This window comes from Sphingopyxis sp. (genome assembly GCF_035250425.1).
Classification (GTDB): Bacteria; Pseudomonadota; Alphaproteobacteria; order Sphingomonadales; family Sphingomonadaceae; genus Sphingopyxis.
Map to the genome: position 1 here is coordinate 20,890 of NZ_DATFFD010000189.1, position 26,700 is coordinate 47,589.

The window sequence follows — 26,700 nt, forward strand, 5'->3', positions numbered from 1 at the left end:
GCCGGCGGCATGGAGGGGCGGCAATGATCGATGGCCGTCGGTGCGGACACCGGTGATTAGGCACGCGCTATTTCTGCTGGCCGGGCTGGTCGCGACACCGCTGCACGCCGCCGGCTGGGTGCGAACGCACGGCGGCGCCGGTGCGCTGGCGATCGCCGCAAATGGCCAGGCAGCGCAGATCGTCGTTGATCCGCAGGATCATGCCGTCGTCGCCATCGCGGGCGCGGATCTGCGCGAGGACTTGGCGACGGTAACCGGCGCCAGGCTCGGCAGCGACACCCAGATCTGGCTCGGCACGCTGGGCCGCAATGCCGCGATCGACCGGCTGGCCGCAGAACGCCGGATCGATGTCACGAAGCTCAAGGGCGCTTGGGAGAGCTTCCTGATCGCGAGCGTCGACCGGCCCGCGCCCGGCATCGCCAAGGCGTTGGTAATCGTCGGCAGCGACCGGCGCGGCACCGCCTATGGCGCCTATGAGCTTTCGCGTGCCATCGGCGTCTCGCCGTGGAACTGGTGGGCCGATGTGGCGCCCGCGCGCCGCCCCAATCTGTTCGTCGCCGCGGGCACGCGCCGCTTCGGCCCGCCCGCAGTCAAATATCGAGGCATCTTCATCAATGACGAGGATTGGGGGCTGCACCCCTGGGCCGCCACCAGTTTCGAACCCGAGGCCAAGGGCATGGGCCCGAGGAGCTATGCCCGTCTCTTCGAGCTGCTGCTGCGCCTGAAGGCCAACACACTCTGGCCCGCGATGCATAAGGTCACGCCCGCCTTCAATGCCAATCCCGAAAATGCCGCGCTGGCGGACCGCCATGCGATCGTCATGGGATCGAGCCACGCCGAGCCGATGCTGCGCAACAATGTCGGCGAATGGCGCGCGCCCGCCGAGCGGTTCAACTATGCGCTGAACCCCGAGGGCGTCGCGGATTACTGGCGCGCGCGCATCCAGTCCAATGCCCGCTATGAGAGCATCTGGACGCTGGGCATGCGCGGCATTCACGATAGCGGGATTGTGGGCGCAAGTACGATGGAGGAGCGCAAGGCGCTGCTCGCGCGTATCATCGCCGACCAGCGCGCCCTGCTGCGCGGCGCGGTCATCGAAGACGCGCCGCAGGTCTTCACGCCCTATAAGGAGGTGCTCGACATCTACAGCGCGGGACTTGCGATCCCCGACGATGTCACGCTGATGTGGCCCGACGACAATTTCGGCTATATCCGCCGCCTGCCCCAGCCCGCCGAGCGCGGCCGAAGCGGCGGGCACGGCGTCTATTACCACCTCTCCTATCTCGGCGCGCCGCTCTCCTATCTCTGGCTCTCGACGACACCGCCTGCCTTGATCGGCGAGGAGATGGGCCGCGCCTTCGATCTCGGCGCGCGGACGATGTGGATGGCCAATGTCGGCGACCTCAAGCCCGCCGAGCTTGCCACCGACTATTTCCTGTCGCTGGCCTGGGATGTTCGGAGCACAAGGCAGCGCGGGGTCGACGGCTTCGTCCGCCAATGGGCGGCGGAGAATATCGATGCCGCACTCGCCCCCGAAATCGCGGCGATCATGGCCGAGCATCACCGGCTCAATTTCGAGCGCCGCCCCGAGCATCTGCAATGGTGGCGCACGGGCGAGAAGGTGCGCGGTTCGCCCTATGGCCCCGCTGAAGCCGCCGGCCGCATGGCGGCGTTCGACGCGCTGGTCGCGCGCATGCAGCGCGTGGCGCAGCGCGTTCCCGCGCATCGGACCGACGCCTTTTTCGAGTTGGTCGCCTATCCGGTCGAAGCGGCGGCGATGGCCAATGCACGGCTGTTCGCGTCCGAGGCGCACGACCGGCTACGCGACGCCGACTTCGCCGCCGCGATGGTCCAGGCACGCAGCGCACACGCCGCCGATCAGCGCATCCGCGCGCTGACCGATGGCTACGGCCAGGTGGCCGGGGGGAAATGGCGCAGACTGATGACGGTCGAGCCTGCCGATGGCCAATGGAAATCCTACCGCGCCATGCCTCCGATACTCCCCGCCATGCCATCGGGCGCGGCCGCCCTCGCCGCACTTCCACGCGGAGGAGCAGCCACGCCGCAGGTCGCGATCGAGGCGGAGCAGGCCGCGGGCAGCTGGCGGCGCGTCGACGGGCTCGGGCGCAACGGCGCGCTCATCGCCTCGGCGAGCGGCCGGGCCGTGTCGGGAAATCTGACCTTTACCTTGCCGCCGGGGCGCTGGCGGCTGTCGGCAATGCTCGTGCCGACCTATCCCGATACCGCGAGCGGCCCTCTCACGCTCGATCTGATGCTGGACGGGCGCGCATTCTCGATCCGCATCGCACGGAATACCGGCGATGCGGCATGGTCACAGGCGGTTCTGGACAATCAGATCAGCATGCCCATCGGCGAAACGATCAGGGGCGGCACGCATCGCCTGACGCTGTCGGCCTCGGAGGGCGGCGTGCTCGTCGACCGCTTCGTCGCGGTCCCTGCCCAGGAATGATGGTCGCCAGGCCGGAGAGACGCATGTCCCGTTACACGCTGCTCGCGCTTGCGATGCTGCTGACGACCACCGCGGCGACCGCCGAAGCGGCTGCACATCGACGCGCGCGAACAGCCCGTGCGCCCGCGCGAAGGCCATCTGAAGATGGGAAGCGCAGCCGCGCCCGGCAGCGCGACGATCGGCATCAACGGCCGGTGACAATCACCGGCTAGCTGCCGCTCGCCTTCGTTACCTCCACTGCATAGACATGCGTCGCGCCCTCGAAATTGCCGCGAAAGACGATCCATTTGCCATCGGGCGTAAAGGTCATGTTGGGTTCGAGCCGATAATCGTGCCTGCGCATGTCGACGAGCCTTTCGGCGTCGAGCGTGCCAGGCACGATCAGCTCATCGGCATTGGGGGCGTGGATGCCCGCGACATCGGGGATCGCCCTGGGACGGAGAAGGTAGAGATATTTGCCGTCGGGCGCCTTGGCGACCATTTCCGCGTCGCCGCCATCGCCTGAAAACAGGGCGCTATCGGGCGACTGATAATAATGCACCGACCATTGGTTGCGCTCGACCTTATATTGGTGGCGCTTGCCCGTCGCGAGATCATAGCCCGCCAGCCAGAACACTTCGCCGCGCGGGGTCTGGAGGTCGTACCAGATCGTCCTGCCGTCGGGCGAGAAGAACTCATGGCCCGCAATCTCCATGTTCATCGTCCGCTTGTGGACGAGCGTCTTCCCCGCGCCGTCGGCACGGATGGTCCAGATGCGGTCGACCTTGTGCCAGGGCCCTTCGTGGCAATACATGATCTGCTGCGGATCGGCGGGCGAGAACTGGATATGGTTGAGCCAGTCGGTCGAGGCGGTGACGACCTTGCGCTCGCCGGTCTGCACATCGATGGTGAAGATCTCCATCGGGATCTTCGCCTCGAGCCGCTCGTTGAGCCGCACCTCCTTGGCCTCGGCAAAGGTCAGCGGCTTCCCGTCGGAGCCGACGGCATTGTAGTCATACTCGCCGGGTCCGACGACACGGCCTGCTGCCTGGCGATTCTGCTGGCGCGTGCCGTCGGGGCGCAGATCCTGATTGCCCAGCGCGACCTGGCCCAGCAGCAGTGTCTCGTCCGCATTGATCGATCCGATCGTGCCGCCCGGCACGTCGGCGATCTTGCGGGTGTGTCCCGTGTCGATATCGACCGCGAAGATCGCCATCCCCTTGCCCGCGTCGTCGCGCGCGCGGCTGCTGTAATAGGCGGTGCGCGTCTTGCGGCCGGTGAAGAGCAGCGAGACGCCTTTCCGGCGCACCAGCGGCTTCACGTCCCAGCTCTTGAGGTCGACCACCGCGATGCCCTCCGGCACGGTCATCACCATCTTGTCGCCCTCGGGCGTATAGCTATTCTGGTGAAAATAGAGGCTGACGCTGTCGGGCACGCGGCTGATGCGGACAATTTTGTGCCCCGTCAGCTGATCGACCCATTGCGCAGCCGGTGCGGCGGCCACCGGCGAGGCGCTTGCCAGCATCGCAATCATGACAGTTCCGATCCCGCGTCCCAAACCCATATATACCTCCTTGCAGCCGCTTGACTGTTCCATATAGTGTGATAGCTACTCACTATATGATCAATAATGCACCGGTGATGCAAGCCGGCGCCTGATGGGAGAGCGATTTTGGCGACCGCAATAGCAAATCCGGGCCGCCCGGTACGCCTCATCAACTATCTTGCCTATGGCTCCAACGACGTGCTTGGCGCGGGCTCAATGGCCGTCATCTCGGGCTGGGTTCTCATCTTCTACACACAGTTCTGCGGGCTTTCCGCGGGACAGGCGGCGGCGATTTTCGCGGTGGCGCGCATCCTCGATGCCATCGCTTCGCCGCTGATCGGCTATATTTCCGATCATTTCGGGGACACCCGGCTCGGACGGCGATTCGGACGGCGGCGCTTCTTCATCCTGGCGGCGATCCCGCTTCTGCCGAGCTTTGCCCTGATGTGGCTGCCCGGCCAGACCTTCCCCTATTATCTCGCCACCTATGTGTTCTTCGAGCTGGTCTATGCGAGCGTGATCATCCCCTATGAGACGCTCGCCGCCGAGATGTCGAGCGACTACAGGACCAAGGCCAAGTTCGCAGGCGTGCGCATTTTGTTCGGGCAGACCGCCGCGATCCTCGCGGGCTTCCTACCGCTCTGGCTCATCAACGCGCTCGGCCATGACAGCGCGGACACCTTCTTCTGGATGGGCTGCATCTTCGCCGCGCTGTTCATGGCGACCGCCGCCTTCCTCTATTTCTTCAGCTGGGAGCGCGATCGCGCGGTGCCCCGGATCGCCGCGGTGTCCGATGACGGAATCGGAGCGGCGCTCACCAATCTCTACCGCAACCTGCTCTCGACGATGCGCATCCGCGCTTTCCGCCTCCACCTCGGCATGTATCTGGGCGGCTATATCAGCCAGGACATCTTCAATGCCGCCTTCACCTTCTTCGTGATCTTCGCGCTGGCGGGCACCACGGCGGTTGCGTCGGGCCTGCTCGGCACCATGTATATCGTCCAGTTCGTCGCGGTGGTGATCGCGATCAACCTCGCGCTTCGCGCCTCGCCCGCGCTTGCCTATCGCCTCGCCGCGCTGTGCTTCGCGGGTGGCGTGATGGTGCTGATCGCGCTCTGGTTACAGGGTTCGACTTCGACCAGTCCCTATATCTGGATCGCGATCGGACTTGCGGGCCTCGGCCGCGGCGCGCTCAACTATATCCCTTGGGCGACCTACAACTATATGGCCGATGTCGACGAGATCGTGACCGGCCAGCGCCGCGAAGGGAGCTTTGCGGGCGTGATGACCTTCGTCCGCAAGGCGACGCAGGCGGCGGCGGTTGCGGGCGTCGGCATGCTGATGGAGGCAGGCGGATTCGTTTCGGGCGCGCAGACGCAGAGTCCCGAAGCACTGAATGCCATTGCCGCCATCCTGGGCCTGGGCACGATCATGGTGCTGGCCGCGGGTATCGTCGTTTCGCTGCGCTTCCGTCTCGACGTGCGTACCCATGAAGTGCTGATGAGCGAGATCGAGCGGCTGCGTGCCAGTGACCCGACCCCGCCCGAGCCCGAGAACAGGGCGATCGTCGAGGATCTGTCGGGCTGGCGCTATGACCAGCTCTGGGGTCGCAACCCCGTCGCGGGGTCTGCGCGCTGATGCTGGCGCTGGCGCTGGCGCTGCTGCTCGCCGGCGCAGGGCAGGACGTCGCTCCCAAACCGCTTTTTCGCGATCCCCTTCACGACGGGGCGGCCGATGCGTCGACGGTATGGGACGCTTCGAGGCGCGAATGGCGCATGTTCTATACCAATCGCCGCGCCGACCTGCTCGTCGATGACAAGGACCTATCCTGGGTTCACGGCACGCATATCGGCGTCGCCACCTCGCGCGACGGCATACGCTGGCGCTATGCGGGCAAGGCACGGATCCCGGAGAGCTGCACGGGCGCGACGCTCTGGGCGCCCGAGGTGCAGCGCTTCGGTGACACCTGGCATATGTGGCTGACGGTTGTCCCCGGCGTGTTCAGGGACTGGAACGCGCCGCGCTTCATCGTCCACCTCACCAGTCGTGACCTTGAGAAATGGGCGTGCGGCGAGCGACTCGAACTGGGCTCGGACCGCGTCATCGACGCGAGCGTCGCGGCGCTGCCGGGCGGCGGCTATCGCCTCTGGTTCAACGACGAACGCCTCGGCAAGGCGATCCGCTATGCGGACAGTGACGATCTTGTCCATTGGCAGGTCAAGGACATGGCGGTCGACACACCGGGCGAAGGCCCCAAGACCTTCCGCTGGAAGGGTCGATGGTGGCTGGTGAGCGATGCATGGAAGGGGCTGCTCGTCATGCGCTCGGACGATGCGACGCGCTGGACTCGCCAGCCCGGCTATATCCTGGCCGACGCCGGTGCACAGCCCACCGATCGCGCCAAGGGGCAGCATCCCGATGTGATTGTTTCCGGTGCGCGCGCCTGGATCATCTACTTCGTCCACCAGTCGGACGAGGGCGAGGCGCTGCGCGATCCGGCATGGGGCCGCCGCACCGTGCTGCAAATCGCCGAGTTGCGCGAAGAGAACGGCGTGCTTTCGGTCGACCGCGAAGCGCCGGTCGCGCCACTGCCTACCCCCTGATCCACCTCCCCGCGCGGGAAGGCTTGCTCATGGCCCAATTGTCTGATATTTACTATGTGATAATAAGTCCCATATAATGGGACATGCAATTTGACCAGAGGATAGGAAGGGGAGGTTCGATGGGCCGCAATCGCATTGCGTTTCTTGCGTTGTCATCCACTTTGGCGCTGATCGCCGCGCAGCCGGCATGGGCGCAAGATCAGGCCGCCGAGCCGGCCGCCGAGGCCGAAGAGATCATCGTCACCGGCTTCCGCCAGTCGCTGACCCAGGCGCTGGAGGAGAAGCGCAACGAGGCGGCGGCAATCGACGTGATCAAGGCCGAGGACATCGGCAAGTTCCCCGACTCAAACCTCGCCGAATCGATGCAGCGCATTCCGGGCATCGCGCTCGCGCGCGGCGACGGCGGCGAAGGCCGCAATATCTCGGTGCGCGGGCTCGGACCGGGCTTCACGCGCGTGCGGATCAACGGGATGGAAGGCACGTCGCAGACGGGTTCGTCCGACATCTATGGCGCTGGCAACAATGGCCGCAGCTTCGATTTCAACGTCTTCCCGACCGAAATCTTCTCGTCGCTCGCGGTGCGCAAGACACCCTCGGCCGATGTCGAGGAAGGGTCGCTGGGCGCGACGGTCGACCTGACTGCGCCCAAGCCCTTCGATACTGCGGAAGACTTCGTCCTTTCGGCCACGGCGCGCGGGATCTACAACGAGCTATCCAAAAAGGTGGATCCCCGCGCCTCGCTGCTGGTGTCGAAGAAGTTCGGCGACGGCATGTTCGGCGTGCTCGGGTCGATTGCCTATCAGAAGCGCAACATCCGCGAGGTCGGCTATTCGGGGGTCGACATACTGCCGACCAACGTCAATGGCGGCTTGTGCTCGCCAATTGGCTATGCGCCGCAAAACCCCGCGAACAACCCTGCCAAGGGCGCCGACGCGCTCAACTGCAGCACCGGCAATCCGCGCACGGGCACCGTTTCCGCCTATGAGACGATCCAGAATCTGCGGCGGGCGGACGCACCCAATATAGCGGGCAGCGGCGCCTTTCTGCCGCGCATTCCGCGCTACGTGAATTCGGAACAGGATCAGGAACGGATCGCCGGGACGCTGACGCTTCAGTTCAACCCCGATGACGATACCGACATCTCGCTCGACATGCTCTATTCGCGCTTCGATGTGACGCGGCGCGACAATTATATTGCGGGCCTCTCCTTCGCACGGTCGATCGCCAATAACGGCCAGCCGATGGTGTCGGTGCGCGACGTCGAGTTCGACGAGAACGGCTCGCTCGTTTACGGCCTGTTCGACGGCGTCGATGTCCGTTCCGAAGGGCTGGTCGATCACTTCGTCTCGACCTTCAAGCAGGCCAATCTGAATTTCAGGCATCGCTTCAACGATTCGCTGGAGCTCAGCGGCCTTGTTGGCCTCAACCAGTCGGTCTGGGACGGCAAGAAGCGCCTCCAGACTTTCATGGACGTGATCGACAGCGACAATTTCTCGATCGACTTCCGCAATGGCGGCACCGTGCCGACGATCGGCTTCGGCTTCGACGTCTCCGATCCCAATGCCTTCACCTATGCGCCGGGCCGCGCCGACGGGACGGTGCTCGGCGGCTTCAGCTTCCAGGGCAAGCCATCGAAGAACACGACCGACAACGTCATGGGCGAACTCAACCTGACCTGGACCGCGAGCGACGCCTTCAAGATCAAGGTGGGCGGCCAGTATCGCGAAAGCGAGTTCCTGAGCACCTTCCTGCGGCCCTTTAACGCCGACACCGCCGTGCGCGCCTTGCCCGCGGGCACGACGCTGGCCGACATAACGCGACAGATCGAAGGCGTTGGCAAGCTCTGGGGGCATGGCGCGCCCAATAGCTGGGCCGCGATCGACCCCGATAAATGGGCCGACGCTTTCGGCTTCGACGATGTTCGCTACTGCGGCGTCGAATGCGGCGGCGGGCGCGCACGCGTGCGCGAGGAAATCAAGAGCGCCTATATCATGGGCCAGTTCGATCTGACCGATATGGTCGGCATCGGCCTGCGCGGCGATGTGGGCGTGCGCTATATCCGCACCGACATGAAGTCGTCGGGCTATATCCCGGTCGCACCGCCAGCGGGCGTGACATCGCCCACCAATCTGGTGGGCCAATATGCCGAGGCCTTCAACGGCTATGACGACTGGCTGCCTTCAGCCAATATCGTGATCGAGCCGATCGACAATGTCCTCATCCGCCTGTCGGGCGCCAAGGTCATGGCGCGCCCCGAACTGGGGCTGCTGACACCCACCAGCGGCGTCAACCCGATCACCCGCGTCGGTAACGTGAACAACCCGTTCCTGGATCCCATCCGCGCCAACACCTTCGACGCGGCGATCGAATGGTATTTCCAGCCCGGCGCGTTGCTCTCGGTCGCCTTCTTCTACAAGGACATCAAGAGCTTCATCCAGACGATCAACAGCCAGATTCCTTTCAATCAGCTCGGCCTTCCCAACGCGCTTCTGGAAAATTCGAACACGCTGCCGACCGAGCTGTTCAACGTGTCGCAGCCGTTCAATACGCCCGGCGGTCCGCTCAAGGGTATCGAGCTGAATGCGCAGGTGCCTTTGACCTTCCTGCCCGGCTTCCTGAGCAATTTCGGCGTGCTGGCGAACTACACGCATGTGACGTCGGAGATCGAATATTGCCTCGCCAGCGTCGCCGGCGAGTGCACCGTGTCGACGACCGCCGACCTGGTCGGCCTGTCGCCCAACACGGCCTCGGGCACGCTCTATTACGAGGACGACAAGTTCAGCATCCGCGGCACGATCAATTATCGCGATCGCTTCATCCGCGGTATCCCGGCCTCGCAGGGCAGCGACCTGCAGGGCAATGCGCCGACCGTCTATGTCGACGCCTCGGCCTCGTACAACATCACCGACGATATCAAGCTGATCCTGGAGGCGCAGAACCTGACCGACGAGCAGAACCGCCTCTACATCGACAGTGTCCGGCAGGACACGCTGTTCGAGACGCGGATCGGGCGGACCTTCTCGGCGGGCATCAACGTCCAGTTCTGAGGGAGCCTCAGGGTTGCAGCGCGGCCGCCGGGGAACCCGCGGCCGTTGTTGTTTTCATATCCGCTCGATGTTGCCCCGGCGAACGCAAGCGATGTCGAGGAAATAGGTCGAACTTCGACACGAGGCTCTGACATTGCTAGGAACCCAGCTTTCGCTGGGACGACATGGGTTAAATACGTCTCAGCAATCGGGCAGCCTGTTGCCGGTGGGCGATTCCTTCGCCGCGCAGGGATGCGTCGGATAGGCGTCGAGGTCGAGCTCGACTGCCTGGCGCACCACCTCAACCCGGTCGCCTGCGTCACGCATCTCGTAAAGCCGACCGAGCGCATAAGTGAAGGGACGGTGGAGGATCATCATCAGTCGCCCGTCAAAGGCGCGGAAGAGCATGCCGTGGCCGCTGTCGCGGCGGACGAGCGGACCGAGCTGTTCCCACGGCCCCTCGATGCTTCCCGATTTCGAGCGCGCGAGCGCCTGGACATAGCCGCGCTCGCCATAACTCGACCACAGCATCAGCAGCGTGCCCGCCTTGGTGCGGTACAGCTCGGGACCGTCGGTGACCCAGACGCTTTCGCCATCGGGCTGGTGCTGGCCGCGCGCCCAATCCGCCTCGTCGGCCTTGAACAGCATGCGCGGCTTGCCCGCGGGCTTGAGATCGCCGGTCAACGGCATCGCCTCGATTGTGCCGACCGTGGTCTGGAGCCATTCATGCGCGTAAACGTACCAAGGCTTGCCCGTCGCATCGACATGGAGCGTGCCGTCGAGCGTCATCAGTTCCTTGGGCGCTATCGGCTCGCCCTTGTTCACTAGGCGATAGGGGCCGTCGACCTTGCCGGCGACCGCGAGCACCGTCCCGCGGCGATAGAGCTTGCGCTTGCCCGTCGCGGGCAGCGGGGCATCGGCATCGTGGAAGGTGGTGAAGAGATACCATCTGCCCTTCCAGTGATGCACTTCGGGCGCCCAGCTGCCGGCCCTGGCCCAGGTGCCGTTTTCGGGCAGCGTGAACACCAGCCTGGGCCTGGTCCAGTGCTTCAGATCCTTGCTGGTATAGACCATCGTACCCAGCCGCGTATCGCCCGTCATCGCCTCTTCGTTACGGGTGAACAGATAATAGGTGCGGCTCTGCTCGTCGGCGACGATGAAGGGATCGTGGAGCTGCATCTGCGGCAGCAGCAGCGGGGCTTCGGCGGGCGCCTGCGCCGTTGCGGAGAGCACCGTGGCGCTGCCCAGCAGCGCGGCGAGGATCAGCGAACGCATAGAATTACTCCGCAAGCAGATTGCCATAGCCGATCACGACGGTCGCGAGCAGCAGAATGCCGACGCCCAGCCAGACAGTGCGTTTGACGCGCGGCGCCGCGTCCTTCCATTCGCGGAAGGCGAAGCCCCAGATCGTGCCAAAGATGATGATGCTCGCCATATGCAGGGTCCAGCTCGAAAAGCCGAGGCTGCCCATCTGGCTTTCACCCATGGTGTAGAAGAAGAACTGGAAATACCAGGCCGTGCCCGCAATCGCACAGAACAGCAGGTTGCGGCCGAGCGGGGCGCCCGCAGCATCCCCCTGCCCCAGCCATTGCGGCGCGGTGCCGTTGCGCGTGATCAGGACCGCGCACCAGACGGCGTTGGTAACGAGCCCGCCGAACATGACGAGGCAGAGCACGGGGAGCCCGGTCCAGAGCGGCCCCGTTCCGGCCGCAGCGGAGAGCGCCTTGATCGGCTCGCCCGCCGCAAGGCCAAAGGCGAAGCAGGCCGACATGATGCCCGCGAACACCGCGACTGCGACGCCCTTTCTGAAGTCGAACTCCTCGACGGCGGCGGCCTTCTGCTCGGCGGTGAGCGCGGCGTCCTTGCGTGCGCCCGCCATGGCGACGACGATGATGCCGGCGAGCGTCAGCAGGATGCCCGCGAGGATGACGCGACCCGACAGGGGTATCAGCAGCTTCGCAGCGAACTCGCCCGCGAAGATGGGCGGGATGAGGGTCCCGAAGACGGTGCATAGGCCAAGCACCACCGCCATGCCGAGCGAGAGGCCAAGATAGCGCATGACGAGGCCATAACCGAGCCCGCCAAAGCCCCAGAGCAGGCCGAAGAAGATCGGCCAGCCGACCACCGGTGCAGGCGTCTGCGCAAGCACGCCGAGCAGATCCTCGGTCTGCAGACTGGCGAAGAACCAGGGCGCGAACAGCCAGGAGAAGAGGCCGCCCGTCAGCCAGTATATCTCCCAGCTCCAGCGTTTCACGCCACGATAGGGCACGTAGAAACTCGCAGAGGCGAGGCCGCCGAGCCAGTGGAAGAAAACGCCGAGCAACGGATTGGCGATCATAATGCGATCCCGAGTCGATAGAGACGATTGGCGTTGCCCGCGAACATCGCGGCGCGCTCGCCCGGCGCAAAATCGGCGGTGAAGGCGGCATAGGCGGAAAGATGCTGGTCGAAGCCGCCGAAGAGCCTGTCGGTAGGGAAGTCGCTCGCGAACATCACGCGATCGGGACCGAAGGCGTCAATCGCCGCAAGCACATATCCGCGGGCATGTTCGCGATCGAAGGGCCGGCGAGCGAACCCCATGCCCGAGAGCTTGACCGCGACATGGGGGATGGCGGCGAGCGCGGCGATGCCGGTGCGCCATTCCTCCTCCTCGCCGGGCACCATCATGCCGGCATGGTTGATCATCACCGGAATATCCGGGTGGCGCTCGATCAGCCTGACGAGGCCGGGGAACTGGACGGGATAGGCCTGAAGGTCGAAGCTCAGCCCATGACGGCCGAGCAGGGCATAGCCGCGCTGCCAGGCCTTATCCTGCGTTATATCGCGCGGCGTGTAGGTGCGGCGGGAATCGGCATGCCAGTTGACGATATGGCGGATACCGCGGACATCGGGATGCGCGGCATGTGCTGCGAGGAGCACGTCGACGTCGGGAGCTGCAAGATCGGCGAAGGCGACGATCGCACTGGGCATGCCGCGCGCATCGGCCATTGCCTGGAGCCACTGCGTCTCCTTGAGCGCATCGGCGGGATCGGCACCGGCATCGACATGGACAACGCCGCGCACGTCCCAGTTCGCGGCGTCGGCCAGATAATCGTCGAGCAGATAATTGGCCGCGATCGGCTCGACCGAGCCATTCGGGCCGTTATCGTCGAAGGGCGGGGTGAGCCACGGATAGCGGATATGCGACAGGTTCCAGAGATGGACATGCGCGTCGATGAAAGCAATGCGATCCATGGCCTCTCCCAAAGCCTGCCGGCCGCGCCTTACCTGTTCCGGAAGGTCGCGGGCATGGGGCCCTCATCAATAAGTGGTCCGGCCGCCCGACGTATCGAAGGTCGAGGCGGTGGTGAAGCTGCACTCCTCCGAGGCCATGAAGCAGACCATAGCGGCGCTTTCATGCACCTCGCCCAGCCGCCCCATCGGGATCTTCGAACGCATGTAATCGACCTGGCTCTGCGGTAGCTGTTCGAGGATCGGGCTCTCGAAGGTCGCAGGCGTCAGCGCGTTGACGATCACGCCCTTGCCCGCCAGCTCCTTGCCGAGCGACTTGGTGAAACCGATCACGCCCGCCTTGGTCGCCGAATAGGCCGAGGCGTTGGGATTGCCTTCCTTGCCCGCGACCGAGGCCACGTTGACGATACGGCCATAGCCGTTCGCCAGCATGTACGGGATTACCGCGCGGTTGCAGTAGAACAGTCCGTTCAGGTTGACGCCCACGACCTGCATCCAGCTTTCGATCGGGAAATCCTGCACGGGTGCGGTTGCCCCCGTGATCCCGGCCGAGCAGACGAGCACATCGGCGCGCCCGAGCGCGGCGGCGCTTTCGGCCGCCGCGGCGGCGACGGCATCGGCATCGGACACGTCGACCTTGACGCCATGTGCGCCGTCAAGACGGGCGAGCGCCTCTTCAAGGCCGCCGTTCACGTCCCAGATCGAGACCTTGCCGCCCTCTGCGAGAATGCGTTCGGCAACGGCTAAGCCAAGCCCCGAAGCGCCCCCGGTAATGATCGCCGCACGCCCGGCGAAGCGTCCTGCGAAACTCATCCGAGCACCGCATCCCCGAGATGGCGCCATGCGACGACCTGCTGCTGCTGCTCGCCGAGCCCGGCGATACCAAGGCGCATGCTGTCGCCGGCCTTCAGGAATATCTTCTCGGGCTTCTTGCCCTCGCCCACACCCGGCGGCGTGCCAGTAATCATCAAGTCGCCCGGATAGAGCGTGATGAAGCGGCTGACATAAGAGATCAGCTCGGCGACGTTGAAGATCATCGTTTTCGTGTTGCCCGTCTGCATCCGCGCGCCGTTGACGTCGAGGAACATGTCGAGATTCTGCGGATCGCTCACCTCATCGGGCGTCACCAGCCAGGGGCCGACAGGGCAGAAGGTGTCGTGCCCCTTGCCCTTGGACCATTGCGAGCCACGCTCCTTCTGGTTGAAGCGCTCGGACACGTCATTGGCGACGCAATAGCCCGCGACATAGGACAGCGCCTCGGCTTCTTCGACATAGCGCGCGGTCTTGCCGATCACGACGCCCAGCTCGACCTCCCAGTCGGTGTGCGTCGAATCCCTGGGGATCATCACCTCGTCATTGGGACCTGTGAGGCTGGAGAGCGCCTTCATGAACATGACCGGCTCGGTCGGGATCGGCAGGTTGGATTCGATCGCGTGGTCCTCATAATTGAGGCCGATAGCGACGATCTTGCCGATGCCCGACACAGGCACGCCATAGCGTGGATCGCCTTCGACCGGCGGCAGGCTCGCAGGATCGACCGACAGGCCCGCGATCGCTTGCGGGGTCAAGTCGGCGATAACGCCCGACAGGTCGCGGATACGGCCGTCTGCGTCGATCAGGCCAGGTTTTTCCTGGCCGCGGGGGCCATAGCGGCAGAATTTCATCGGTTCTTGATCCTCAATGTTCGTAAGGGCGGTGCATGTCGAGATCGCGGTTGAGCTCGACACCAAAGCCGGGTTTGTCGAGCGCAGACGCGCGCAGGCGGCCATTCTCGGGAACGGGCTCGCCGATGAGCTGGGGATGGAACATGGGCACGACCTCGGTCGGGCCGGGATGCATCATCAGAAATTCGGCGAAGGGCGAGTTGTGGCGCGTAATCACGAAATGATAGCTGTAAACGCTCGATCCGTGCGGCACGACGAGTTTGCCGCGCGCATCGGCCAGCGCCGATATCTTGACGAGTTCGGTAACGCCGCCGCACCAGCCCACATCGGGCTGGATGATGTCGCAGCAATCCATTTCCATGAGCATGCGGAAGCCCCAGCGCGTCGCCTCATGCTCGCCGGTGGTGACCAGCATGCCCTTGGGCACGTTGCGCTTCAGCTCGGCATAGCCCCAATAATCATCAGGGCTGATCGCCTCCTCGATCCATTTGAGGCCGTGCTCATGCGCCGCGATGGCGAGGCGCGTCGCATAATCGACGTCCAGTGCCATCCAGCAATCCCACATCAGCCAGAAATCGGACCCGACGCGCGAACGCATCTCGGCCAGCTCGGCGATATTCTTGTGGAGCCCCTCGATGCCTTCGGCGGGACCGTGGTGAAGCGGCATCTTGCCGCCGATGAAACCAAGCTCCTTCGCTACATCGGGGCGTGAACCGGTGGCGTAGAATTGCAGCTCGTCGCGCACGGCACCGCCAAGCATGTGATAGACGGGCTCGCCCCTGAGCTTGCCGAGCAGATCCCAAAGCGCGAGGTCGACGCCCGAAATGGCGTTCACGACCAGCCCCTTGCGGCCATAATATTGCGTCGAGAAATACATCTGGTCCCAGATCTTCTCGACCTCAACCGGGCTTCGCCCTTCGAGGAAGCGCGCCAGATGCTTCTCGACGATGTAAGCTGCAGGTTCACCCCCCGTTGTCACTGCAAAGCCGATCGTGCCGTCTTCCGCCTCGATCTCGACGACCAGCGTGCCGAGCACATTGATGCCGAAGCTCTGCCGCGACTGACGATATTCGGGATAGCGGCTCATCGGCGTCGCGATGTGATCGTCGATCCAATGCCCCGCGCCCTGATCGTGATAATCAGCCCCGCCCCCGCGCACGACAAAGGCGCGAACCACGCGAATTCTGGGCAATTTGCTTATCGTCACTTTCCGTGTCCCTTGACTGGAGCCTCGACACTCCCCGACCGCACACTGAGAAAAATCCGGCGCACAACGTACCATAATGTGATACGCGATTGCGGTAATCGTGCAGTTTTCGGGGAGCGCCGCGGGTGAACCTGCGCAGTTCTCTCCATTGCCTGTTTACTTTCTCACTTTATGGGATAGGATATTACTAGATGAGACACAAAGCGTCAAACGAAGATTTGGGCGAGCGGGAGGAAAAATCCGGACCCAAGGTTCAGGGCAGCCAGACATTGCTGCGCGGCCTCGACATGCTCGACAAAGTGATCGACGGGCCGGTGAAGCTCGCCGAGCTTTCTGCGCGCATGGGGCTGACGCGCTCGACGACGCATCGTCTCGCCAATGCACTGATCGATCGCGGCTTCCTTATTTTCCTGCCGCGCGAGGGTTATCAACTCGGCCCCAAGCTGCTTCAGCTCGGCTTTCTTGCGCAGAGCCAGGCGGATGTGGTGCAGATCGCACGACCGCGCCTCGAGGAGCTTGCAACGCTCACCGAAGACACCGTCCATCTCGGCCGCCTCGACAGCGACCTTGCGCTCTATCTGGACAAGATTTCAGGCCGCCGCCGCGTCGAGATTTCGAGCCGCATCGGCGATCGCCAACCGCTCACCTCGACCGGGCTCGGCAAGGCGCTGCTGCTCGACGACAGCGAGGCCGATTGGCAGCGCCTGTTCGGCGGCGATCGCGCCAGCGGCGCCCAGCAGGTCGATTATGACGTCTGGCTGGAACGGATGCGTGGCTATGCCGAAGCAGGCCATGCTTTCGACCTGGAAGAGAATGAGGATCTGATCCGTTGCGTGGCGGCCCCGATCCGCGATGCTTCGGGCAAGATCGTCGCCGCGATCAGCGTGTCGAGTGCCGCGCAATATATGGACGACGCGCGCATGGCAGCGCTCAGCGAGGACGTGCGCGACACCGCCAGGCAAATCAGCGGCGACCTGGGCTGGACCCCGGACGCCAAGCAATCACGCCGCGCCAAGCGGCAATAAGCGAAAGGACATGAAGGGGTGAAGCTGCTTGAAGGCAAGACCGTGCTCGTCACGGGCGCATCGACGGGAATCGGCCGGGCCGCCGCGATCGGCGCGGCGCAGCATGGCGCGGACGTGGCGATCAACTTCCACCGCGACGATGCGGGCGCGGCAAGTTGCGTCGCCGAGATCGAAAAGCTCGGCCGGCGCGGGCTCGCCGTGAAGGGCGATGTCGCCGCCCCCGAGACCGCCAGCGACTTCATCGCGCGCGCGGTCGATGCCTTTGGCAAGGTTGACGTGATGGTCAGCAATGCGGGCATCTGTCCTTTCCATGCCTTTCTCGACATGCCGGTCGAAACCTTCGAGCGCACGATGCGCGTCAACATGCACGGCGCCTATTTCATGGTGCAGGCGGCGGCGAAGCAGATGGTGGCGCAGGGGCATGGCGGCTCGATCGTCGCGGTTTCGTCGATCTCGGCGCTCGTCGGCGGCGCGTATCAGACGCACTACACCCCCACCAAGGCGGGTGTGCATTCGCTGATGCAATCGACCGCGATCGCGCTCGGCAAGCATGGCATCCGCTGCAACTCGGTGCTTCCGGGCACGATCCTGACCGAGATCAACAAGGACGATCTCGCCGATTCGGAGAAGCGCCGCTACATGGAAGGCCGCGTTCCCTTGGGCCGGCTCGGCCAGCCCGAGGACATGATCGGTCCCATTGCCTTCCTCGCGTCCGACCTCGCCGCCTATGTCACGGGCGCGGCGCTGCTCGTCGACGGCGGCATGTTCGTGAACCTGCAATGATGCGCGCGCTATCCACAGGCATCGCCGCCGTGCTGCTCTTCGCAGCGGGCGGGGGATCGGCTTCGGCTTCGTCTTCAGCGCCGGGCAGCACCATGTTCATCGCGGGCGATTCGACGGCGGCCAACTATCCCGCGTCGCGCTATCCGCAGACCGGCTGGGGGATGATGCTGCCTTGCGGGCTTTCCCCCGATATCCGCGTGACCAACCTGGCGATGGGCGGCCGCAGCACGCGAACGTTCATCGGCGAAGGCCGCTGGGACAGGCTGACCGAACAGCTTTCACCCGGTGACACCGTGCTCATCCAGTTCGGTCATAACGACGCCAACACCGCCAAGCCCGAGCGCTTCGCCGCTGCCCGGACCGACTATCGTGACAATCTGTTGCGCTTCATCTGGACCGTCCGCGGTGCGCGCGCAGTGCCGGTTCTGCTGACCCCGGTGGCACGGCGTTCTTTCGCCGATGGCAAAGCCAAGGCCGATTTCGCCGAATATTCGGCGGTCGTGCGCCAACTCGCGCAATCCACAGGCACGCCGCTGATCGACCTCGAAACGCTCTCGCGCGACTGGATCGATCGGGCGGGCGTCGAGGCGTCCAAGGCCTATTATCTGCATTACAAACCCGAGGACGGCGTTGCGGCCTTTCCGAAAGGCATCGCCGACGACACGCATTTCAGCGAACTCGGCGCGCGCGGTGTCGCCGACCTCGTGCTCGGCGGGCTGAAGGGGCTGGGCCTTGGCATATCGGCCAAGGTTCGCGACGATCGCGCCGACCTCACGCGCACTTTTGCAATGGGCAGCACCCAATGCCGGTGAACGACGTCGATCGGCGCACGCTGATCGCGGGCAGCGCCGCCGCGCTCGGGCTGGCTGTCGTCGCACGCCCCGCCCGTGCCGCAATTCCCGAAGGCTTCGAGCGCTTCGCGCTTTGGCCGGGCGAAGCGCCGGGCGGCGAGCATGTGACCGTCACCGAGGCCGAGGTGCCGCGCTCACCCAACGGCCCCAAGACCGACACTGCCTTCACCCATGTCACGCGGCCGACGCTCACCGTGCTTCGCCCACAACGGCCCAATGGTGCGGCGCTGCTGCTGATCCCCGGTGGCGGTTATCGCCGGGTTGCGATCGGGCATGAAGGCTATGCGATCGCGCGCCGCTTTGCCGAGGCCGGCTTTACCTGCTTCATCCTGCTCTATCGGCTTCCTGCCGATGGCTGGGCGGCGGGCCACACGGCTCCGCTCCAGGACGCGCAGCGCGGGTTGCGGCTGATCCGCCAGCGGGCGGGCGGCTATGGCCTCGATCCCGAAAAAACCGGTGTGATCGGCTTTTCGGCGGGCGGCCATCTGGCTGCCTGGCTGGCGACGCACGCGCATGTCGAAAGCTATCACGCGATCGACGCTGCCGATGCGCTGTCCGCGCGGCCGAAAGTAGCGGGTCTTCTTTATCCCGTGATCCTGATGGAGGGCGCGCATGTCCATCGCGGGTCACGCGAACAGCTGCTGGGCGCCGCACCCTCGCCCGAATCCTTGCGTGCCTGCGCGATGGACACTGGCGTGACCGCGGCCACTCCGCCGACCTTCCTGGCGCACGCGCTCGACGACAGCGTTGTGCCGCCCGAGAACAGCCTGGCGATGCTGGAATCGCTGCGCCGCGCGGGCATCCCGGCCGAATGCCACCTCCTCGAAACCGGTGGACATGGCTTCGGACTCTCGCTGCCCGACCGGACCCCGTCCCCCTGGCCCGAGCTGTTTCGCGGCTTTGCCGCGCGGCACGGCCTGGCATGAGCCCCCCCGCCCCTCCACGCGTCGCGCTGTTCGTTACCTGCCTGGTCGATCTCATGCGTCCGCGCGTCGGCTTTGCCGCCTTGCGCGCGCTTGAGGCGGCTGGCTGCGATGTTGTCGTGCCCGAGGGGCAGACCTGCTGCGGCCAGCCCGCGCTCAATTCAGGCGACCGCGCGCATGCCATCGCGATCGCGCGCCGTACCATCGCGCTGCTCGAACCCTATGCGCATATCGTCGTGCCGTCGGGCTCCTGCGCGGGAACGATCCGCTGCCATTATCCGGAATTGTTCGAAGCCGATCCTGATTGGGGGCCGCGCGCGGCGGCGGTGGCGGCCAGAACCTTTGAGATCATGGCCTATCTGGACGAAGTTTGCGGCTGGCGGCCCGAGGGCATCGCGCTCGCAGCGAGTGCGGCCTATCATGACAGTTGCTCGGGGCTTCGCGAGCTGGGCATCAAGGCGCAGCCGCGCCGGCTGCTCGCCGCAGTGAAAGGCCTCGAAATGAAGCCGCTACAGGGCGCGGAAACCTGCTGCGGCTTCGGCGGCACCTTCTGCGTCAAATATCCCGCCATCTCCAACGCGATCGTCGAGGAAAAAGCCAAGGCGATCGAGGCAAGCGGCGCCGATCTGCTGCTGGCGGGCGACCTCGGCTGCCTGATGAACATGGCGGGCAAGCTCAACCGGCGCGGATCCGCCATTCGCGCCTTCCATGCGCTGGAGATGATCGCTGGCATGGGCGAGGGCCCTGCGATCGGGGAAGAAGCATGAGCGGCTTTATCGAGCGCGCAGATGCCGCGCTCGCTAATCGCGTGCTCAAGATAGCCGTCGAACGCACCGCCGGCCGGGCCGAGGCCAATCGCGCGACCGCAGTGGGCGCTTTTCCCGATTTCGAAGCCGCACGTACCCGCGCCGCCGCGATCAAGGATCATGTGATCGCCAATCTCGGCCATTATCTCCGGCAGTTCGAGGCCAATGCGGTCGCCGCTGGCGCGAAGGTCCACTGGGCGCGCACCGCGGACGAGGCCTGCGCGATCGTCGTCGATATCTGCAAGGCTGCCGGCGCGCGAACGGTAGCGCGCTCCAAATCGATGCTGGGCGAGGAGATCGGCCTGCCGCACGCACTGGCCGCGGCCGGGATCGAACGGATCGAAACCGACCTTGCCGAACATATCATCCAATTGGCCGGCGAACGCCCCTCACACATCGTCTGGCCCGCGATGCACAAGACTCGCGAACAGGTCTCGGACCTGTTCAAGGCACATCATCGCGAGCCGCAGACCGACGAGACGATCGCAGCGATGGCCGAAAGCGCGCGGCGCGAGCTGCGGTCGAAGATGCTGGATGCCGATGTCGGGATTTCGGGCGCGAATTTCCTGATCGCCGACACCGGCGCAATCTGCACCGTCACCAATGAAGGCAATGCGGAGCTTTCGCTGGTGCCGCCGCGCGTGCATATCGTGACCGCAGGGATCGAAAAGCTCGTCCCCTCCTTGCCGCACGCAATCCACATGCTCAGGATGCTCGCGCGCTCGGCGACGGGGGCCGCACTCACGCAATATACCAGCTTCTATGCGGGACCGCGCCGTCCCGGCGACCGCGATGGTCCCGAAGAGATGCACATCGTGCTCGTCGACAATGGCCGCACGAAGATGCGCGCCGAAGGTTTGGCCGAGATGCTTCGGTGCATACGCTGTGGCGCCTGCATGAACCATTGCGTCGTCTTCCGCCAGATCGGCGGCCATGCCTATGGCGGCACTTATCCGGGGCCGATGGGGGCGGTGCTGACCCCTGCGCTCGACGGGCTTGCAGCCAATCGCGACCTCCCCAATGCCTGCACGCTCAACGGCAAATGCCAGGAGGTGTGCCCGGTCAGGATCCCGCTCCCCACGCTGCTGCGCGGCTGGCGCGAGAAGAGCTGGCGCGAGGGGCTGGAACCAGTGACGACGCGCGCGGGCATCGGCCTCTGGGCCTGGGTAGCGCAGCGCCCGCACCTCTACCGGCTGGCCGTGGCAATGGCACTCCCCGCCATGCGCCTGTTTCGGCGCCAGGGCTGGATCGGCCGTCTGCCGCTCGCGGGCGGCTGGACGCGGCACCGCGACATGCCCGCGCCCGCACCGCACAGTTTCTCGACCCTGTATCAGCGGGAGCAACGCCGATGAGCGCGCGTGACGCCATATTGGGCGCCCTGCCCGACACCGATTCACCAGCGATCGCCGCAGAGGCAGCGGCGCTGCTGGTCACGCCCGAGCGCCCGGCGCTCACCGGCCCTACGCTCGAAGCGGCATTTCTGGAGCGGCTCGCGCAACCGGCCGTCGCCGCAAGCCACGATCGTGTCGAAACGCTGGCTGATCTCCCCGCAGCGATCGCACGCTATCTGGGAAAACAGGGGTTGCCCGCGACGCTCTGCCTGCCCCCGGCCTCTGGGCTGCACGGCTGCGATTGGACCGGCTTCGTGCTTCACGAACAATGCGCCCCCGATGAGGCCGCCGCGCTCGGGATCGCGCGCTGCGCGGTCGCCGAAACCGGATCGCTGATCTTCGAAACCGCGCCCGATGCGCCGATGCTTCCCAATTTCCTCGCGCTACACCACATCGTCCTGCTGCGCGCGGACGCGATCGTCGCGCATCTGGAGGATGCGATCCGGCCCGAACCGCAGCCCCGTGCGCATTACTGGATCACGGGCGTTTCAGGCACGACCGACATCGAGGGCCAATATGTGCGCGGGGCGCACGGCCCGCGCTTTCTGCACGTCATTCTGCTTGGATGACGCCTTCCGCCCTGGCCACGTCGATCAGCTCGATCACATCGCCGATGATCCGGCGCGTCCTGTTCCGCGCAGCTTCGGGATCGCCGGCAAGGATGCCCGCGGAGGGCTGTGCTTGGGTCGGATTGTCTCGGACAGTGCCGGACTAGCGAACCATCGCATTCGCCCGGGTTCGATAACGTAACTCGGATTTTATCGGAAGCCCCCGGAGGAGCGAATGGTGGACAGGGCTGGATTCGAACCAGCGTACGGAAACCCGGGCAGATTTACAGTCTGCTGCCTTTAACCACTCGGCCACCTGTCCATGGGGTCCGCTTTGGGAAGCGGTCCAATGGCGAAACGAGGCTTGCCTGTCAATGCCAGTCATGGGAAAGGCGCCGCATCATGCGTCAATTTTCTCGTCATCGTCGCCCCGCCAGCCAAAACGCGCGCGGGCAAGCCATTCGCTTCTGGGGCCGGCACGCCGTTTTGGCCGCGCTCGCCAACCCCGAACGCACCGTAAAGCGCATCTGGGGGACGCGCGAAGCGCTGGGCCAGCTCGACCTGCCGCCGGTGATTCCGATCAGCTACGCCGAGGTCACCGACCTGGCGCGACTCGTCGCGCGCGACGCGCCGCATCAGGGGCTGGTGATCGAGGTCGACCCGCTCGAGGATGTCTTCCTCGGCGATCTGTTGCAGCAGGAGGTCGACGCCGACAGCAAGCGCCCGCTCATCGTCCTCGACCAGGTCACCGACCCGCATAATATCGGCGCGGTGCTGCGTTCAGCCGCGGCGTTCGATGCCGCCGCGATCGTCACGCAGGATCGCCACAGCCCGCCCGAAAGCGGCGTCATCGCGCGCTCGGCGTCGGGCGCGCTCGAAATCGTGCCGTGGGTGCGGGTCGTCAACCTGTCGCGCGCGCTCGAGGAAATCGCCGAGGCGCAATATTGGCGCATCGGGCTGATGGGCGACACCGAAACGACGCTCGGCTCGGCCCTCGACGGCAGCCGCGTCGCGCTCGTGCTCGGCTCCGAGGGCGACGGCATGCGCCACAATGTCATGGAACATTGCGACGTGCTGGCAAAGCTGCCGATCTCGCCGCGGATGGAAAGCCTCAATATCTCGAACGCCGCGGCGATCGCGCTCTACGCGGTGGCGACGGCGGGCAAGTAAGCGTCGCCCCCGCGAAGGCGGGGGCCGCTGGAGACGTTGTTTAAGGCCGACTGCGGCCGCGTTCAGAGGCACGTGACTCTGAAACGCCCTTCGCGGGGGCGACGACTTAATCCTCCGCCGCGATCCGCACCTTCAACCCGTCGAGCGCGTCGCTGAACGGCAGCTGGCACGACAGGCGCGAGCTGTCGTCGCGGTCGGTGGTCGAATCGAGCAGGTCGTTCTCGTCCTCACTCATCGCGGGCAACTGGTCGGTCGCGCCGGCTTCGACATGGACATGGCAGGTCGCACACGAACAGCAGCCGCCGCATAGCGCGAGCAGTTCGTCAAACCCGGCGTCGCGGATATTTTCCATTACGGTCAGGCTGGTGTCGCCCTCGATCTCATGCTCGGTTCCGTCGCGCGTCACGACAATCAGCTTCGCCATGCTAGTCCCCATATCTTCGTTGTCGCTGGCGCTATGTCGCGCGTTGCTTGTCAAATCAAGCGTTGCTATTGGCTACCGAAGGAACAAAAGGAGAATATGCGATGGGCCTCAGCCGGCAGCAGCTGAACGCGGGAATCGACGCGCTTGCGGCGAATGATTCCAATTTCGCGCGCGCGCTCGGCAACGTCGGCTATCCCGAACCGCGCATCCGCGAACCCGGCTATGCCACGCTGCTGCGCACGATCGTCGGCCAGCAGGTCAGCGTCGCTGCGGCCAACTCGATCTGGAACAAGCTGGAGGCGCAATTCGGCGAGGGTTGCCCTGCCGAGGTGATGGCGGCCGCCGAGTTCGACACGCTGCGCGCCTGCGGTCTGTCGGGCCAGAAACAGGGCTATGCCAAAAGCCTCGCGCAGCTGATCCTCGACGGCGAGCTCAAATTCGACGCCCTCCCCGCCGATGACGAGGACGCGATCGCGCTGCTCACCAAGGTCAAGGGCATCGGCCGCTGGTCGGCCGAAATCTATCTGCTCTTTGCCGAGGGACGTCCCGACATCTGGCCCGCCGGCGACCTTGCGGTGCAGGAAGCCGTCGGCCGCATCTTCCAGCTCGGCGCGCGGCCGAGCGAGAAGGCCGCGCGCGAACTCGCCGAACCCTGGCGCCCGCATCGCGGCGCGGCGGCGATCTTCAGCTGGCATTGCTACAATATGGATGTGATCTGAGGCTATATCGTCGCCCCCGCGAAGGCGGGGGCCGTTGGCAACCTTGCGCCACACCGATAGCGGCCCCCGCCTTCGCGGGGGCGACGTGGTATAAGGAAGGCCGGGTGGAGCATCCTCCACCCGGCCTTTTTGTCGATCTTCAGCCGAAGCTTATTTCTTCGCCGCAGCCTTCTTGGCCGGAGCCTTGGCAGCGGGCTTGTCTTCGGCGGCCTTCGCCGGAGCAGCCTTCTTCGCCGCGGCGGGCTTTTCCTCGGCCTTGGCTTCGGCCTTCTTCGCCGGCGCCTTCTTCGCGGGAGCGGCTTCGGCGGCCTCCTCCCTCACGTCGGCCTTCTTGGCAGCCGGCTTCTTCGCGGCGGCCTTCTTGGCGGGCTTATGATCAAGGTCATGGCCGCAACCCGGGCCATGGACATGGCCGCTGTCGTCATCGGCTTCGATCGCGGCTTCCAGTTCCTCGCGGGTGGTTTCGCGGTCGCTGATCTCGGCCTTTTCGAACAAGAAGTCGACGACCTTGTCTTCATAGAGCGGGGCGCGGAGCTGGGCCGCGGCGAGCGCGTCCTGCTGGACATATTCGATGAAGCGGGTGCGATCTTCGGGGCGATACTGCTGGGCGGCCTGCGCGATCAGGCGCTGCATTTCCTGGTTCGAAACCTGCACGCCATGCGCCTGGCCGATTTCCGAGAGGAGCAGGCCGAGGCGGACGCGACGCACCGCGATCGCGTGATAATCGTCGCGGTCGTTCTCGAGCTCGGCCTTCGCCGCTTCGGGATCTTCCTCGTGGCTGACTTCATGCTCGAGCTGCTGCCAGATCTGGTTGAACTCGGCTTCGACCATCGTCGGCGGCACGTCGAAGTCGTGCGCGGCGGCGAGCTGGTCGAGCAGCTTGCGCTTCATATAGGTGCGCGTCAGGCCGTTCAGCTCCTGCTCGACCTGATCCTTCATCAGCTCTTTCAGCTTGTCGAGGCTTTCGAGGCCGAGCGTCTTGGCGAACTCGTCGTCGATCTTCGACGTGGCCGGAACCTTCAATTCCTTCACCGTCACGGCGAATTCGGCCGGCTGACCCTTGAGGTCCGCGACCGGATAATCGTCGGGGAAGCTGACCTTCAGTATCTTTTCGTCGCCGACCTTGACGCCGACGAGCTGGTCTTCAAAGCCCGGGATCAGCTGACCCGAACCGATTTCGACCGCCATATCCTCGCCCGTGCCGCCGTCGAAGGCGACGCCGTCGACGCTGCCGGCGAAGTCGATGATGACCTGATCGCCCTGGGCGGCCTTCTTGGTCTTCGGCGCCTCTTCGAAGCGCTTCATCTGCGCGGCGAATTCTTCGATCTTGGCCATCACAGCCTTGTCGTCGGCGGGAACGGTCAGGCGCTCCAGCTTCAGCCCTTCGATCGACGGCGTCTCGATGTCGGGCAGCACTTCGAGCGCGACGGTGATCTCGGCATCCTTGCCGGCTTCATAATCGTCGGCCAGCGTCACCGCGGGCTGCAACGCGGGGCGAAGCTTTTCCTTGCCCATCAGGTCGCGAACGCCGGCGTCGATCGCCTTGTTCAGCGCGTCGGCCGACAGCGCGGCGCCGTGCATCTTGCGGATCAGGTTCGGCGGCACCTTGCCGGGGCGAAAGCCGGGCATGCGCACGGTCGGCGCGATGCTCTTCACCTCGTCATCGACGCGCTTGTCGATATCCTTGGCGGTGATGGTGACGCGATATTCGCGCTTCAGGCCTTCGTTCAGCGTTTCGACGGTCTTCATTGCCTTGGTCTTATCCTTGCTCAAAATCTCTCGGTTTCCCGGCCTTCGCGCTTGTCACGAAACTGGTGCGGGCGAAGGGACTCGAACCCCCACATCTTGCGATACTGGTACCTAAAACCAGCGCGTCTACCAATTCCGCCACGCCCGCTTGGGAAGCTTCGGCCGGGTGCACGAAGAAGCGCGCAAAGCCGCGCACGCCCGTGCGGGCCGCGCGGGGCTATAGCAGACGCGCGGCCAAGGGCAAGGGCCGGAACGCCCCGAAAGTGCGCGATCCGCGCCGACTTGCGGAACGCGTCCCCGCCCTCGCCCGTTGATCGGGCAAGGAGACATCTTATGACCTTCAACTCCAGCCTGCACGTCCATGCGGCGGACCCGCTGCCCAAGCCCAAGCCCGACGTGATCGACCCGGTCGCGCCGCCCGAACAGCCGGTCCAGCCCACCCCGCTCGAAGATCCCGCCGGCCAGCCGCTCGAGGTTCCCGGCGCGCCCGGCGGCGACGACATCGACCAGCCCGGCCGCGGCCCGAGCGAGGTGCCGCCGCAGCAAAGCTGACGCCAACCGAAGAGCTTAGCGAGCTAATCACTT

Annotated in this window: 23 protein-coding genes and 2 tRNA genes; 14 read left to right on the plus strand and 11 right to left on the minus strand. The window is 65.1% G+C overall.

All coding sequences use genetic code 11. The features are described from left to right. Positions 1–52 precede the first annotated feature (52 nt). The gene (locus VJ811_RS11360) at positions 53–2,470 is read left to right on the plus strand and encodes a glycosyl hydrolase 115 family protein (RefSeq protein WP_324072385.1); all 2,418 of its coding nucleotides are present in this window, start codon (positions 53–55) and stop codon (positions 2,468–2,470) included. Positions 2,471–2,678: 208 nt separating this feature from the next. Here the strand turns inward: VJ811_RS11360 and VJ811_RS11365 are convergent, their stop codons facing one another. Further along, a complete protein-coding gene (locus tag VJ811_RS11365) occupies positions 2,679–4,013 on the minus strand; it encodes an oligogalacturonate lyase family protein (protein ID WP_324072386.1) in 1,335 nt (444 codons plus the stop codon). Positions 4,014–4,121: 108 nt separating this feature from the next. Here VJ811_RS11365 and VJ811_RS11370 point away from each other — a divergent pair, with 108 nt between their 5' ends. The 3 genes from VJ811_RS11370 to VJ811_RS11380 all read left to right on the plus strand — a co-directional run bounded on the left by VJ811_RS11370 (position 4,122) and on the right by VJ811_RS11380 (position 9,645). Next, a complete protein-coding gene (locus VJ811_RS11370) occupies positions 4,122–5,633 on the plus strand; it encodes an MFS transporter (RefSeq protein WP_324072387.1) in 1,512 nt (503 codons plus the stop codon). Next, entirely contained in the window at positions 5,633–6,598 is a 966-nt protein-coding gene (locus tag VJ811_RS11375; protein ID WP_324072388.1) for a glycoside hydrolase family 43, read from the plus strand. Before VJ811_RS11370 ends, VJ811_RS11375 begins: the two co-directional genes overlap by 1 nt. A gap of 119 nt (positions 6,599–6,717) precedes the next feature. Continuing rightward, a complete protein-coding gene (locus tag VJ811_RS11380) occupies positions 6,718–9,645 on the plus strand; it encodes a TonB-dependent receptor (protein ID WP_324072389.1) in 2,928 nt (975 codons plus the stop codon). A gap of 180 nt (positions 9,646–9,825) precedes the next feature. Here the strand turns inward: VJ811_RS11380 and VJ811_RS11385 are convergent, their stop codons facing one another. The 6 genes from VJ811_RS11385 to rhmD all read right to left on the minus strand — a co-directional run bounded on the left by VJ811_RS11385 (position 9,826) and on the right by rhmD (position 15,726). Then, positions 9,826–10,899, minus strand: coding sequence for a glycoside hydrolase family 43 protein (locus VJ811_RS11385; RefSeq protein ID WP_324072390.1), 1,074 nt, complete (start codon positions 10,897–10,899; stop codon positions 9,826–9,828). 4 nt (positions 10,900–10,903) lie between these two features. Then, positions 10,904–11,962, minus strand: coding sequence for an L-rhamnose/proton symporter RhaT (gene rhaT, locus VJ811_RS11390; RefSeq protein WP_324072391.1), 1,059 nt, complete (start codon positions 11,960–11,962; stop codon positions 10,904–10,906). After that, on the minus strand, positions 11,959–12,858 hold the full coding sequence (locus VJ811_RS11395; protein WP_324072392.1) for an amidohydrolase family protein: 900 nt from the start codon (positions 12,856–12,858) through the stop codon (positions 11,959–11,961). Before VJ811_RS11395 ends, rhaT begins: the two co-directional genes overlap by 4 nt. Before the next feature lie 66 nt (positions 12,859–12,924). Next, a complete protein-coding gene (locus tag VJ811_RS11400) occupies positions 12,925–13,668 on the minus strand; it encodes an SDR family NAD(P)-dependent oxidoreductase (RefSeq protein WP_324072393.1) in 744 nt (247 codons plus the stop codon). Then, complete coding sequence (locus VJ811_RS11405; RefSeq protein ID WP_324072394.1) at positions 13,665–14,519, minus strand: fumarylacetoacetate hydrolase family protein; 855 nt, start codon at positions 14,517–14,519, stop codon at positions 13,665–13,667. The genes VJ811_RS11400 and VJ811_RS11405 overlap by 4 nt, the downstream gene beginning before the upstream one ends. A 13-nt stretch (positions 14,520–14,532) precedes the next feature. Continuing rightward, entirely contained in the window at positions 14,533–15,726 is a 1,194-nt protein-coding gene (rhmD, locus tag VJ811_RS11410) for an L-rhamnonate dehydratase (RefSeq protein WP_324072395.1), read from the minus strand. Positions 15,727–15,917: 191 nt separating this feature from the next. Here rhmD and VJ811_RS11415 point away from each other — a divergent pair, with 191 nt between their 5' ends. Genes VJ811_RS11415 through VJ811_RS11445 form a run of 7 tightly spaced genes read left to right on the plus strand, consistent with a single transcriptional unit; the run spans position 15,918 to position 22,074 of the window. After that, on the plus strand, positions 15,918–16,751 hold the full coding sequence (locus VJ811_RS11415; RefSeq protein ID WP_324072396.1) for an IclR family transcriptional regulator: 834 nt from the start codon (positions 15,918–15,920) through the stop codon (positions 16,749–16,751). Positions 16,752–16,769: 18 nt separating this feature from the next. After that, positions 16,770–17,534 (plus strand): SDR family NAD(P)-dependent oxidoreductase, encoded by a 765-nt coding sequence (locus VJ811_RS11420; RefSeq protein WP_324072397.1) that lies wholly within the window; start codon positions 16,770–16,772, stop codon positions 17,532–17,534. Next, the gene (locus VJ811_RS11425; protein ID WP_324072398.1) at positions 17,534–18,346 is read left to right on the plus strand and encodes a rhamnogalacturonan acetylesterase; all 813 of its coding nucleotides are present in this window, start codon (positions 17,534–17,536) and stop codon (positions 18,344–18,346) included. The genes VJ811_RS11420 and VJ811_RS11425 overlap by 1 nt, the downstream gene beginning before the upstream one ends. Next, entirely contained in the window at positions 18,337–19,311 is a 975-nt protein-coding gene (locus tag VJ811_RS11430) for an alpha/beta hydrolase (RefSeq protein WP_324072399.1), read from the plus strand. Before VJ811_RS11425 ends, VJ811_RS11430 begins: the two co-directional genes overlap by 10 nt. Beyond that, a complete protein-coding gene (locus VJ811_RS11435) occupies positions 19,308–20,075 on the plus strand; it encodes a (Fe-S)-binding protein (protein WP_324072400.1) in 768 nt (255 codons plus the stop codon). Before VJ811_RS11430 ends, VJ811_RS11435 begins: the two co-directional genes overlap by 4 nt. After that, positions 20,072–21,466 carry a lactate utilization protein B gene (locus VJ811_RS11440; RefSeq protein ID WP_324072401.1) on the plus strand — a complete coding sequence of 465 codons (1,395 nt, stop codon included), beginning with the start codon at positions 20,072–20,074 and terminating at the stop codon, positions 21,464–21,466. The genes VJ811_RS11435 and VJ811_RS11440 overlap by 4 nt, the downstream gene beginning before the upstream one ends. Next, positions 21,463–22,074 (plus strand): LutC/YkgG family protein, encoded by a 612-nt coding sequence (locus VJ811_RS11445; RefSeq protein ID WP_324072402.1) that lies wholly within the window; start codon positions 21,463–21,465, stop codon positions 22,072–22,074. Before VJ811_RS11440 ends, VJ811_RS11445 begins: the two co-directional genes overlap by 4 nt. Positions 22,075–22,289: 215 nt before the next feature. Here VJ811_RS11445 and VJ811_RS11450 read toward each other — a convergent pair. After that, positions 22,290–22,375, minus strand: a tRNA-Tyr gene (locus VJ811_RS11450). A gap of 80 nt (positions 22,376–22,455) precedes the next feature. Between VJ811_RS11450 and rlmB the strand changes: the two genes are divergently transcribed. Beyond that, on the plus strand, positions 22,456–23,223 hold the full coding sequence (rlmB, locus tag VJ811_RS11455) for a 23S rRNA (guanosine(2251)-2'-O)-methyltransferase RlmB (protein WP_324072404.1): 768 nt from the start codon (positions 22,456–22,458) through the stop codon (positions 23,221–23,223). 106 nt (positions 23,224–23,329) lie between these two features. Here the strand turns inward: rlmB and VJ811_RS11460 are convergent, their stop codons facing one another. After that, positions 23,330–23,647, minus strand: coding sequence for a 2Fe-2S iron-sulfur cluster-binding protein (locus VJ811_RS11460; protein WP_324072406.1), 318 nt, complete (start codon positions 23,645–23,647; stop codon positions 23,330–23,332). Positions 23,648–23,748: 101 nt separating this feature from the next. On the opposite strand from VJ811_RS11460, the gene VJ811_RS11465 reads away from it, so the two are divergent. Further along, positions 23,749–24,366 (plus strand): DNA-3-methyladenine glycosylase 2 family protein, encoded by a 618-nt coding sequence (locus VJ811_RS11465; RefSeq protein ID WP_324072408.1) that lies wholly within the window; start codon positions 23,749–23,751, stop codon positions 24,364–24,366. A 150-nt stretch (positions 24,367–24,516) separates the two neighbouring features. Here the strand turns inward: VJ811_RS11465 and tig are convergent, their stop codons facing one another. Next, positions 24,517–26,115: a trigger factor gene (gene tig, locus VJ811_RS11470; RefSeq protein ID WP_324072409.1), complete on the minus strand. Its 1,599-nt coding sequence runs from the start codon at positions 26,113–26,115 to the stop codon at positions 24,517–24,519. A 63-nt stretch (positions 26,116–26,178) separates the two neighbouring features. After that, positions 26,179–26,263, minus strand: a tRNA-Leu gene (locus VJ811_RS11475). 185 nt (positions 26,264–26,448) lie between these two features. On the opposite strand from VJ811_RS11475, the gene VJ811_RS11480 reads away from it, so the two are divergent. Continuing rightward, positions 26,449–26,667, plus strand: a complete 219-nt coding sequence (locus VJ811_RS11480) for a hypothetical protein (RefSeq protein WP_324072412.1) — start codon at positions 26,449–26,451, stop codon at positions 26,665–26,667. The last annotated feature ends 33 nt before the right edge of the window (positions 26,668–26,700 follow it).

What these genes read in the sequence shown, in the direction of transcription:
- VJ811_RS11365 (WP_324072386.1), bottom strand. Translation starts at nt 4,013, where the DNA reads ATGGGTTTGGGACGCGGGATCGGAACTGTCATGATTGCGATGCTGGCA.
- VJ811_RS11375 (WP_324072388.1), top strand. Translation starts at nt 5,633, where the DNA reads ATGCTGGCGCTGGCGCTGGCGCTGCTGCTCGCCGGCGCAGGGCAGGAC.
- VJ811_RS11380 (WP_324072389.1), top strand. Translation starts at nt 6,718, where the DNA reads ATGGGCCGCAATCGCATTGCGTTTCTTGCGTTGTCATCCACTTTGGCG.
- VJ811_RS11385 (WP_324072390.1), bottom strand. Translation starts at nt 10,899, where the DNA reads ATGCGTTCGCTGATCCTCGCCGCGCTGCTGGGCAGCGCCACGGTGCTC.
- rhaT (WP_324072391.1), bottom strand. Translation starts at nt 11,962, where the DNA reads ATGATCGCCAATCCGTTGCTCGGCGTTTTCTTCCACTGGCTCGGCGGC.
- VJ811_RS11395 (WP_324072392.1), bottom strand. Translation starts at nt 12,858, where the DNA reads ATGGATCGCATTGCTTTCATCGACGCGCATGTCCATCTCTGGAACCTG.
- VJ811_RS11400 (WP_324072393.1), bottom strand. Translation starts at nt 13,668, where the DNA reads ATGAGTTTCGCAGGACGCTTCGCCGGGCGTGCGGCGATCATTACCGGG.
- VJ811_RS11405 (WP_324072394.1), bottom strand. Translation starts at nt 14,519, where the DNA reads ATGAAATTCTGCCGCTATGGCCCCCGCGGCCAGGAAAAACCTGGCCTG.
- VJ811_RS11415 (WP_324072396.1), top strand. Translation starts at nt 15,918, where the DNA reads ATGAGACACAAAGCGTCAAACGAAGATTTGGGCGAGCGGGAGGAAAAA.
- VJ811_RS11425 (WP_324072398.1), top strand. Translation starts at nt 17,534, where the DNA reads ATGCGCGCGCTATCCACAGGCATCGCCGCCGTGCTGCTCTTCGCAGCG.
- VJ811_RS11430 (WP_324072399.1), top strand. Translation starts at nt 18,337, where the DNA reads ATGCCGGTGAACGACGTCGATCGGCGCACGCTGATCGCGGGCAGCGCC.
- VJ811_RS11435 (WP_324072400.1), top strand. Translation starts at nt 19,308, where the DNA reads ATGAGCCCCCCCGCCCCTCCACGCGTCGCGCTGTTCGTTACCTGCCTG.
- VJ811_RS11440 (WP_324072401.1), top strand. Translation starts at nt 20,072, where the DNA reads ATGAGCGGCTTTATCGAGCGCGCAGATGCCGCGCTCGCTAATCGCGTG.
- VJ811_RS11445 (WP_324072402.1), top strand. Translation starts at nt 21,463, where the DNA reads ATGAGCGCGCGTGACGCCATATTGGGCGCCCTGCCCGACACCGATTCA.
- rlmB (WP_324072404.1), top strand. Translation starts at nt 22,456, where the DNA reads ATGCGTCAATTTTCTCGTCATCGTCGCCCCGCCAGCCAAAACGCGCGC.
- VJ811_RS11460 (WP_324072406.1), bottom strand. Translation starts at nt 23,647, where the DNA reads ATGGCGAAGCTGATTGTCGTGACGCGCGACGGAACCGAGCATGAGATC.
- VJ811_RS11465 (WP_324072408.1), top strand. Translation starts at nt 23,749, where the DNA reads ATGGGCCTCAGCCGGCAGCAGCTGAACGCGGGAATCGACGCGCTTGCG.
- tig (WP_324072409.1), bottom strand. Translation starts at nt 26,115, where the DNA reads ATGAAGACCGTCGAAACGCTGAACGAAGGCCTGAAGCGCGAATATCGC.
- VJ811_RS11480 (WP_324072412.1), top strand. Translation starts at nt 26,449, where the DNA reads ATGACCTTCAACTCCAGCCTGCACGTCCATGCGGCGGACCCGCTGCCC.